Raw genomic sequence first — 8,782 nt, forward strand, 5'->3', positions numbered from 1 at the left:
GAAAGAAATTCGAAAACGAGGTTTCAAAAACAAGGCTTTCCAAACATTGGAAGCCGTCATTGATAAGCTTCAAGAAGTTATTCAAGGACTGGAAAAAAGCGTTTTAAAGTCCACTGTCAGCAGACAATGGACAAGGTTGCTTTTTGAAAATGATTGAGTATCATAATGCCCATTCTCCAAGCGAAGATTTATAGCTTCAGGCCGCTGTTCGATGGATTGACCAGCAGGTTTAAAGTTGGTGCTAGCCTGTTTCTTATCAAGCGAAAATTTTTGGTTATGATAGTGGAGAATCTTTTCCTTTAGTTCCTTGGTCAAGCTTGATTTCTTGACCGAGCGCTTGCGATTGTTTTCATAAGACTGTTGAGCATAGTCGGCAGAATAAACCTCTTTGAAGCGTCCTTTTCCAAGACATTGTCGGACTGTCCCACGCTTGATTTCATTGTGAATGGTTTGAGGAGCTTTTCCAAGTAAAGAGGCGATTTCTCTATTTGATTTCCCTTCCTTTTTCCATCGTTCGATTAAGCGACGGCTATCGATTGTCAAATGTTTGGCTTTTGTAGTATAATGGTTTTTCATCTCTGTGCCTTTCTTGTGTTTGTGGTTGAACAACAAGTATAACACAGAGGTGTTTTCTTATGCCTAGAAGAGCTTTCATTTTAATGTGATAATCGGATAAGGAGACTACTATTTCTTCAAAAAATATGTCAAAAATACTTGACACTTTATGTTTAAAAGACTATAATATAGTCAAATATATACGACACACTTCAGAAAGGAAACCAGATGAATCGTGTGAAAGAATTTCGCAAGGAACTGGGCATTTCCCAGCTCGAACTCGCTAAGGATATCGGTGTCTCGAGACAGACCATCAATATGATTGAAAACGACAAGTACAATCCAACCCTGGAACTCTGTCTCAATCTCGCCCGCAGCCTCCAAACTGACCTCAACAGTCTCTTTTGGGAGGAAGATTTTTAAAAAAGGAGCAAACTTATGAAAAAAGAAACCTTCACGGAAAAACTCATCAAACGCATTTATGGCATTTCAGGACCACTTGACGAACACAAACGACGCGAGGCTGATCGTATTGGTAATCAAGTCTTTATCATCCTCTTTTATCTGATGACATTTGGAAATCTCATCCCCGTCGTCCTCGCTTATAAATACCCACAAATTGTCGCTATCGGCTATCCTCTTGTGGTATTCGGCATTTCGATGATTTCTGCTCTCTATGTGCTCTCCCAAACCAAAAAAACAGGGATTACAGCTATTGATCCAGATATGCTGAGCGAGAAAGAAAGCAAGCAACTACACTACCCTGGTATGAAAGCAGGTCTACTCTATGGATTAATGAGTTTTTTTTCAACCCCTCTTCTCCATATACTGCTAGGTGAGAGTCAGGACTATCTTCAGTCACTTCTTGCTTTTAAAAATATTTTTTCTAGTATTCTCCAGTCTTTCTTCTTCGGAGTGATTATACAAATTATCATCTCCCGTCGCATTGCAAAAACTAAGAAAGATCAAGATGAGGATTAGGAGGAAACTCATGAAAAAAGAAAAGAAACAGTTACGTTATCCTGGTCTGAAAGCAGGTTCGATTTATGGAACAGTGATATTTTTTATAATTCCACTCATTGATACCCTAACAAGTGAAAATCCAAATTTTATCAGTTCTCTTCTAAATACAAAACATATTTTTAAAACTATACTGGGAGCTTTCTTTTTCGGAGTGATGATACATATTGTCGACTCACTTCGCATTGCAAAAGCTAAAAAAGACCAGGATTAAGAGGTGACTTATGAAATCACTAGTAACTTTACTTACCTATCATCTTTTGTTCAGTTCTCTGCTCATCTTCATCATCATTTCAGGGGACTTACCAATCAGAGAGATATTCCTCCTTCTAGTCTTTATTCCAGCCCTCAACAAAGGACTGACTTATCTAAAGATTGACTCCCCAAAAACGCGCATACTCAACTTAGCACTATGCTTTATGATTCTATCTTTGCCACAACTGATGCTCGTCTCAGGCAATTGGAAATATTATTTACTGCTGACTATCGCTAGCATTTCTTCTATCACTTATCTTTATTATCTCTATCAATTCGTAAAAGAAAGTCAGTAAAACTGCTCATTTAGGAGGTTATTAGCATGAACAAAGAAGACTTAACCACTCGCCTACTTCGAAATTTCTTTCATATCCAAGGGCCTTTTGATGAATGCCGTCAAGAGGTTATCTACAAGGCTTGCGCCCGTTCCATGATCCAAATCTTTTACTCTTCCTTCATTCTCTTCCTATTCTATATTTTGTTCGGAAGCTTTATAGAAATTGTTCGAAATGTTATACCCTACATCTATTTTGGACTCATTTTTTTCATTACCTTAAAAACTCAGAGAGCCGTCAAAGAACTCCAGCTGGAAAAAGATGACAAGTCAGAAATTGTCCTCAAAACCTACAGCAAAGGCCAAATCAAATTCCGAAGTTGGATTGTGTTTATCGGCCTTCAGATTGGCTTCTTTACCCTACTCATCTTTCATAAAGTCTTCGTTCAGCAGATGTCCCTTCCAGATTTTGTGAAGTTGCTCATGCAATTCGATAAAAGTGTTCCTTTCCTGATGTATAGCCTGATTATCGGTAGCATTTTTGGAACCCTGACCTACGGATTTCTATCACTACAGGAGGAGAAAACTCCTAAAAATACCAAACAGAAGGAGAAAAGCAAGCAATGACTTCACTATACGATTTTTCAGTCTTGAACCAAGACAAGCAAGAAACTCCACTAGAGACCTATCGTGGTAAGGTTCTCTTGGTTGTCAACACTGCTACTGGATGTGGTTTAACGCCCCAGTACCAAGGACTTCAAGAACTCTATGAACGCTATCAAGATCAGGGCTTCGAAATATTGGATTTCCCTTGCAATCAGTTTATGGGACAAGCACCCGGCAGCGCAGAGGAAATCAACGCCTTCTGTAGCCTACATTTTCAAACCACCTTCCCACGTTTTGCCAAGATTAAGGTCAACGGCAAAGAAGCAGATCCCCTCCATGTTTGGTTGAAAGACCAGAAATCTGGCCCACTAGGAAAACGAATCGAATGGAATTTCGCTAAATTTCTCATCGGTCGTGATGGGCAGGTCGTTGAACGCTTCTCTTCAAAAACAAACCCCAAACAAATTGAAGAGGCGATACAAAAATTACTATAATTCACAATCTCACTATGATTAGGTTTCTTTTAGCCTGATGAATAGTGAGATTTTTTGATTGGCTTTGACTTAAATAGAAAAACACCCCATGATATGAAACATGAAGTGTTGTAAAGTCTATGTTGTAGGTGCTTATTTCACATTTTCAATGTGACCAATGATAACAAATACCATACCGAAGCTTCATATACACTAAACAAATGACTTTCTAATTATTTCAATTAGTTTTCGCTAGTAAATATCATTTCCAACAAACGCCCTCTCAATTCCTTATCCTGATGATGCAAGATATTCATTAACTCATGAGAATTTTTGGCATTGATGAATTGATTTAACAATCTATCTTTTAATTCATATGGAAGAGAAGCCGTCTTTAGTAGTCTGAAAACTTCGTCATTTAGGGATATCCTTTTATGATCTTTCCATTCAAATCTAGCTGTATCATTCTTATTTGGCAATTCAATTATAGACACATTCGTTCCTTTAAAATGAATTCTATGTTTTCTATTGCTTGGAACGATACTAGAATATCCTTGTAATGTTAACTCTACCATCCCCATTTCCCAGTCGATTGATAATCTTGTTTTATATCTTTGACCATTTTGATCTTCAATCATTTCAAAAGAATGTTGCTTGCCTGGGAATACATACCAATCTACAACTTCAGGTAAATCAACACCCATATCTATCTCAGAACCAACCAAGGGAATGATTGCACCACTTTTTGCAAACACAGGTATCGTCGAAATGTCTCTATAAACACTTAACTTCACACCACCTGTGTATTTTTTCTCTGAAAAGAAGTCATACCATTCACCTTCAGGAAACCATACATCCACTTTTGCAGATTGGAATGCCAAATCCATCTTTTCTACAATGGGAGCCACCATCAGTTCTGTTCCAAAAAAGTATTGATTTGGAACATTATAGCTCTCATCATTCTCTGGGTAGAAATAATAGATTGGGCTAATTAATGGGGCACCTTCCTCATGCGTCTTTACATTCATGGTATATAGATATGGAATCATCTGATGTCTCAAACGAAGGTATTTCTTCATAATCTTAGATGTTGTTTCTGAAAAAAACCAAGGTTCTTTACTATTAAAGGGACTTCTAGAACTATGTAATCGAGTTATTGGACTAAAAACGCCAAACTGTAGCCATCTAGTTTGTAGCTCTTCGTCATAATTCCCCAGCATGTGTCCACCAATATCATGACTCCACCAACTATAACCGATATTAGATGCTGTCGCTGTAAAATAAGGTTGAAATCTTAAGGAATTCCAACTAATAATAGTATCCCCTGAAAAACCAACAGGGTAGCGGTGACTACCAGGACCTGCATATCTTGATAAAATCAAACCACCTTCTGCATTTTTACAACTATCCTGATAGTGATAATGGTTTAAAAGCCACAGTGGATCCAACATGCCTTGTGTCCCTTGTTGCCAGTCAATCCACCAAAAATCTACTCCCTGCTTTTCTAGCTCATAATGAACATCTTTAAAGTAAGCTTCCCTAAAAGAAGGATTAAAAAAATCAAAAATAGCAGGTTCTTCTAGTTCTACATTTAACCTCAATCGTTTTGCGACTTGAGGATAAGCTTCTTCATAAGCCCGTATACCATCAGCAGGATGGACATTTAAGGAGAGTTTTAACTTTCTATCATGAAGTTGTTGCAATAACTGTTCTGGATTAGGTATTAAGTTTTTATTCCAACTATATCCTGTCCAGCCACTTCCAAAACGAGCTGGAATGTCAGTTATATGCCAATCCATATCTAACACACCGATAGATAATGGAATGTTCTCTGTTTTAAATCTGTCTATTAAATCCAAGTATTCATCCGACGTATAAGGCCAATATCTACTCCACCAATTCCCTAAAGCATATCTTGGCAACAAGGGTGTTGAACCAGTCAAATGGTAAAAGTCTCTGATTGCTCCTCTATAATCATGCCCATAGGCAAAGAAATAGAGGTCAATTTGATTTTCTCTCTCAATATAACCAGACTGTTCATCCCAAATAAATCCTTGAGAATCATCCAATAAGGCTATACCATTTCTGCTAATAATTCCATCTTCTAACGTGATTGCTCCATCTGCCTCATCCAGAGTCCGAGCTGTTCCTTTTAATGTTTCAATAGATTCACCAAAATACCAGCGACTACCATATACGGCAAAATTTCCTTTTAATTCTATAAATAGATTTTCGGCGTTAAATTCTCCCTTATTAAAGTGCAGATGAAAATAGTCCGTCATAATATCTAGTACGTTTGATGTCTCGATATAATCTAACGAAACTTGGCCAAAATCTCTATTATAGATAAGTTGTGTCGTTCTATCCTCAAAATTTCCAGTTCGAGAGTATTCTAACCTTACTAGCTTGTCTGTTAATACAGAGATTCGATAAAACTCTCCCTTAAAAATTTTCAATTTGTTTTCCTCCTTTTATGATAGCATAAAAACAGAACGCACCATTTTTGATGCGTTTTTCATTATTCTGAATGCAATGTTCTATCTGTTATATCTATGACAAATAATAGTCAATTGAAAAAATGTAGTGGACAAAATATCTTTTAACAAACCAAGAGTTTATTAAAGAGTTATCACTTTTCAACTTTTCTAAGCTTATGCAGTTGTGAAACAAACTACTTTTAAACTATTAACTAAGATAGGATTGATAAATAATTTCAAACTCTTACTAGCAATCATACGATATTCAAGCTCACATGCTTTTTTCCTTCCTGCTTATTTCTTAGAACTGAAGAACCCGGATCGGTATATAAATTATCCGGATCAACATAGTCATAAGATTCATAACAGTTGCGCTTCATTAAGTCATCCCCAGAGCAAGAGCTTCATCTCGTAATTTTTCAACATCACTAACCGTAGGTCGCCATCCTTCAATCATATTTGTACTTAAAGCATACCAAACACTCTTAAAAACGGATCTGTTTTCAAAAGCTATTCCCATGATTGTCATCTTTTCTTTATCTATATCTAAGGACATATGCTACCTCCTTTAGATACATTATACCATGTTTCTCTGTAGCTTTTAAAAATTTTATTTTGTTTGTCATATCTAAGTTTTCAGCACGCTTATCCTATTTATCCGAGAATAATTAAATATCTATCTCATAAACTAGCAGTAGTTGTTAGTAATAGACCATATACCCAACAATTTGTTCTGCCATGAGTTTTTCATTTCACTAATTTCTTAAATGCTTCTAAATGACTTGTTAACACAAATGATTCAACATCAACAAGTACAATTTCTTTTTCTATCTTGAAGATATTTAAATAGTTCCAGATATTATTTCTAAACAATTAGAAATAATCAAACAAATTAAATATTATTTCTAAATATTTGAAAATAATTTCTATTTGTATTATACTATCTTTGAGGTATCTATTATGAACTATATCAAAAGACCACATTATTTAGACTTTTTAAGAAGACATCGTGACCGACAAATCATCAAAGTTGTTAGTGGAGTTAGACGAGCTGGTAAATCTGTTCTCTTTCAACTCTATAAAGAAGAGTTACTAGCAACTGGGGTAGACGAGGATCAGATTATATCCATCAATTTCGAAGATTTGAGTTACTATGATCTGCGACATTTTCAAACATTATTCGCTTATATAAAAGAGCAGTTAGTTGGGGAGAAAACATACTATATCTTTTTAGATGAAATTCAACATGTTGAAAAATTTGAACTAGTTGCAGATAGCCTATTCATCCTACCAAATGTTGACCTCTATTTGACTGGATCAAACGCCTACTTTATGAGCAGCCAATTAGCAACAAACTTAACTGGTCGGTATGTTGAGATAGAGGTTCTTCCTTTATCATTTGAAGAATACCTATCAGGTCAATCTCTCTCAGAGAATCTGAATACAACAGAAATTTTTAACAATTATCTCTTTAGTGCTTTCCCTTACTTATTGCAAACATCATCTTACGCTGAAAAAATTGACTATCTCAGAGGAATATATAACTCCATACTGTTAAATGACATTGTCACTAGATTGGGAAATCCAAATCCTACTATTATTGAGCGCATTGTCCGAACCCTTCTCAGTAGTACGAGTAGCTTAATATCAACAAATAAGATTCGCAATACCCTAGTCAGCCAAAATGTTTCAATATCCCATAATACTTTGGAAAATTATTTGACGACTTTGACAGACAGTTTACTTTTTTATTCCGTTCCACGTTTTGATGTAAAAGGCAGAGCATTATTACAACGCTTAGAAAAATACTATCCCGTTGATTTAGGTTTACGACATCTCTTATTACCAGACCACAAAGAAGACATTGGACATATCTTGGAAAATATTGTGTATTTGGAATTGAGACGTAGATATTCACAAGTATATGTTGGTAATTTAGATAAATATGAGGTTGATTTTGTTGTTGTAACTGATCTTGGTCACTACGCTTATTATCAGGTCAGTGAAACAACACTTGCTCCAGAAACACTAGAAAGAGAACTTAGACCACTAGAAGCCATTAAAGATCAATTCCCAAAATATCTATTAACAATGGATACGATTCAGCCAACAGCAAATTACAATGGTATTGAGAAGAAAAATATCATAGATTGGTTACTAGAAAAATAGATAAATATAAATCATGCAGCTAGCTAGATTTGCAACAGTCTGTTATCAATGATTCTACCCAAATCCTAACAAGATATAGTGAACTTCGAATACGCTATATAATACGGACACTTGAAAATAGAAATTGGGGATGAAAGGGGATCTATAATTTCTGGAAGTACTATCAAAAATTAATATCATAGTCTTATTAGAGAATAGCATCACCCACTTTCTCAAATAAGATTAAATTATAACTGAATTATAATGAAAAAGAGACTGAGCAATCAGTCTTTAAAACCCTAAAAAACGCATACTATCAGGTGTTGAATGAACTGCACCCGCATAGCGGGTGGTTTTTTTGTCTCGCACCTAACGGAGCGAGACGAACTAATAGTCACATAATCATAAGGCTGATAGTATTAATCTAACTATCAGCCTTACAGGCTATTTAATGTTTAAGTAACACTCCAATATCAAGATAAACTAAACAGCATCTAGTTCCTTCAAATAATTTTCTATCTTCATCAACATTAAAGGATTGTTATAAATCTTACATAACTCTCTTGCTTCTATATAATAATTTTTGACTTGTTCTCTGTCTAGAAATTTGGCTCCAGCATTTCCTACAAGAATAAGTAGAGGAGCCAATTGGTAGCTTGTCTGTCTTTGTTTACAGAGTTCAATCGTTTCAAGAGCTTCTTGGATGGCTTCATTATATTTTTCCTTTGATACTAGGTAGTGAGCGTAGTTGTAACGAACTCTGATGTAGCCAAATAAAAACTCTTGATGCTCAAAATTTTTTGTCTGATATAACTCCATCAAATGAGAGTAGTTTGCCTCATATTCTTGTTCACGACCCACTAAGGAATAGAAATTAGATAGAGTATTCAAGGCCTTTAAATAAATCAGAGTATTTGAAGAGACTTTTAATAATATATTTTCCAATGAAGAAATTGCCTCACACTTACTGTCAT

Annotated in this window: 9 protein-coding genes and 3 pseudogenes; 8 read left to right on the plus strand and 4 right to left on the minus strand. The window is 35.5% G+C overall.

The annotated features are described in order from the left end of the window. A pseudogene (locus HT719_RS03265) lies at positions 1-157 on the plus strand (IS630 family transposase); the annotation flags it as partial. A 2-nt stretch (positions 158-159) separates the two neighbouring features. On the opposite strand, the pseudogene HT719_RS03270 reads toward HT719_RS03265, so the two are convergent. Continuing rightward, positions 160-576 (minus strand): annotated as a pseudogene (locus HT719_RS03270) (helix-turn-helix domain-containing protein); the annotation flags it as partial. Between the two features lie 207 nt (positions 577-783). Between HT719_RS03270 and HT719_RS03275 the strand changes: the two are divergent. The 6 genes from HT719_RS03275 to HT719_RS03300 are packed head-to-tail and all read left to right on the plus strand — an operon-like array spanning position 784 to position 3,204. Beyond that, positions 784-978, plus strand: a complete 195-nt coding sequence (locus HT719_RS03275; protein WP_001082472.1) for a helix-turn-helix transcriptional regulator — start codon at positions 784-786, stop codon at positions 976-978. A gap of 15 nt (positions 979-993) precedes the next feature. After that, entirely contained in the window at positions 994-1,536 is a 543-nt protein-coding gene (locus HT719_RS03280; RefSeq protein ID WP_172928223.1) for a DUF3278 domain-containing protein, read from the plus strand. Positions 1,537-1,546: 10 nt separating this feature from the next. Further along, positions 1,547-1,789, plus strand: coding sequence for a hypothetical protein (locus tag HT719_RS03285; RefSeq protein ID WP_000711738.1), 243 nt, complete (start codon positions 1,547-1,549; stop codon positions 1,787-1,789). 10 nt (positions 1,790-1,799) lie between these two features. Further along, positions 1,800-2,126, plus strand: a complete 327-nt coding sequence (locus tag HT719_RS03290; protein WP_050208529.1) for a hypothetical protein — start codon at positions 1,800-1,802, stop codon at positions 2,124-2,126. A gap of 26 nt (positions 2,127-2,152) precedes the next feature. Next, complete coding sequence (locus tag HT719_RS03295) at positions 2,153-2,731, plus strand: DUF3278 domain-containing protein (RefSeq protein WP_172928225.1); 579 nt, start codon at positions 2,153-2,155, stop codon at positions 2,729-2,731. Next, a complete protein-coding gene (locus HT719_RS03300; protein ID WP_172928227.1) occupies positions 2,728-3,204 on the plus strand; it encodes a glutathione peroxidase in 477 nt (158 codons plus the stop codon). The genes HT719_RS03295 and HT719_RS03300 overlap by 4 nt, the downstream gene beginning before the upstream one ends. 221 nt (positions 3,205-3,425) lie before the next feature. Here HT719_RS03300 and HT719_RS03305 read toward each other — a convergent pair whose 3' ends face one another. After that, positions 3,426-5,639, minus strand: coding sequence for a TIM-barrel domain-containing protein (locus tag HT719_RS03305; RefSeq protein ID WP_172928228.1), 2,214 nt, complete (start codon positions 5,637-5,639; stop codon positions 3,426-3,428). Between the two features lie 400 nt (positions 5,640-6,039). Continuing rightward, positions 6,040-6,216, minus strand: a complete 177-nt coding sequence (locus HT719_RS03310; protein ID WP_000050748.1) for a hypothetical protein — start codon at positions 6,214-6,216, stop codon at positions 6,040-6,042. A gap of 404 nt (positions 6,217-6,620) precedes the next feature. Here HT719_RS03310 and HT719_RS03315 point away from each other — a divergent pair, with 404 nt between their 5' ends. Beyond that, on the plus strand, positions 6,621-7,829 hold the full coding sequence (locus HT719_RS03315; protein WP_023941497.1) for an ATP-binding protein: 1,209 nt from the start codon (positions 6,621-6,623) through the stop codon (positions 7,827-7,829). 462 nt (positions 7,830-8,291) lie between these two features. On the opposite strand, the pseudogene HT719_RS03320 reads toward HT719_RS03315, so the two are convergent. Beyond that, positions 8,292-8,782: pseudogene (locus tag HT719_RS03320) on the minus strand (XRE family transcriptional regulator); the annotation flags it as partial.

This window comes from Streptococcus sp. k-378 (assembly GCF_013277505.1).
Classification (GTDB): domain Bacteria; phylum Bacillota; class Bacilli; order Lactobacillales; family Streptococcaceae; genus Streptococcus; species Streptococcus pseudopneumoniae.

Bases quoted from the DNA above. Each gene is read 5' to 3' on its own strand.
- HT719_RS03275 (WP_001082472.1), top strand. From the start codon at position 784: ATGAATCGTGTGAAAGAATTTCGCAAGGAACTGGGCATTTCCCAGCTC.
- HT719_RS03280 (WP_172928223.1), top strand. From the start codon at position 994: ATGAAAAAAGAAACCTTCACGGAAAAACTCATCAAACGCATTTATGGC.
- HT719_RS03285 (WP_000711738.1), top strand. From the start codon at position 1,547: ATGAAAAAAGAAAAGAAACAGTTACGTTATCCTGGTCTGAAAGCAGGT.
- HT719_RS03290 (WP_050208529.1), top strand. From the start codon at position 1,800: ATGAAATCACTAGTAACTTTACTTACCTATCATCTTTTGTTCAGTTCT.
- HT719_RS03295 (WP_172928225.1), top strand. From the start codon at position 2,153: ATGAACAAAGAAGACTTAACCACTCGCCTACTTCGAAATTTCTTTCAT.
- HT719_RS03300 (WP_172928227.1), top strand. From the start codon at position 2,728: ATGACTTCACTATACGATTTTTCAGTCTTGAACCAAGACAAGCAAGAA.
- HT719_RS03310 (WP_000050748.1), bottom strand. From the start codon at position 6,216: ATGTCCTTAGATATAGATAAAGAAAAGATGACAATCATGGGAATAGCT.
- HT719_RS03315 (WP_023941497.1), top strand. From the start codon at position 6,621: ATGAACTATATCAAAAGACCACATTATTTAGACTTTTTAAGAAGACAT.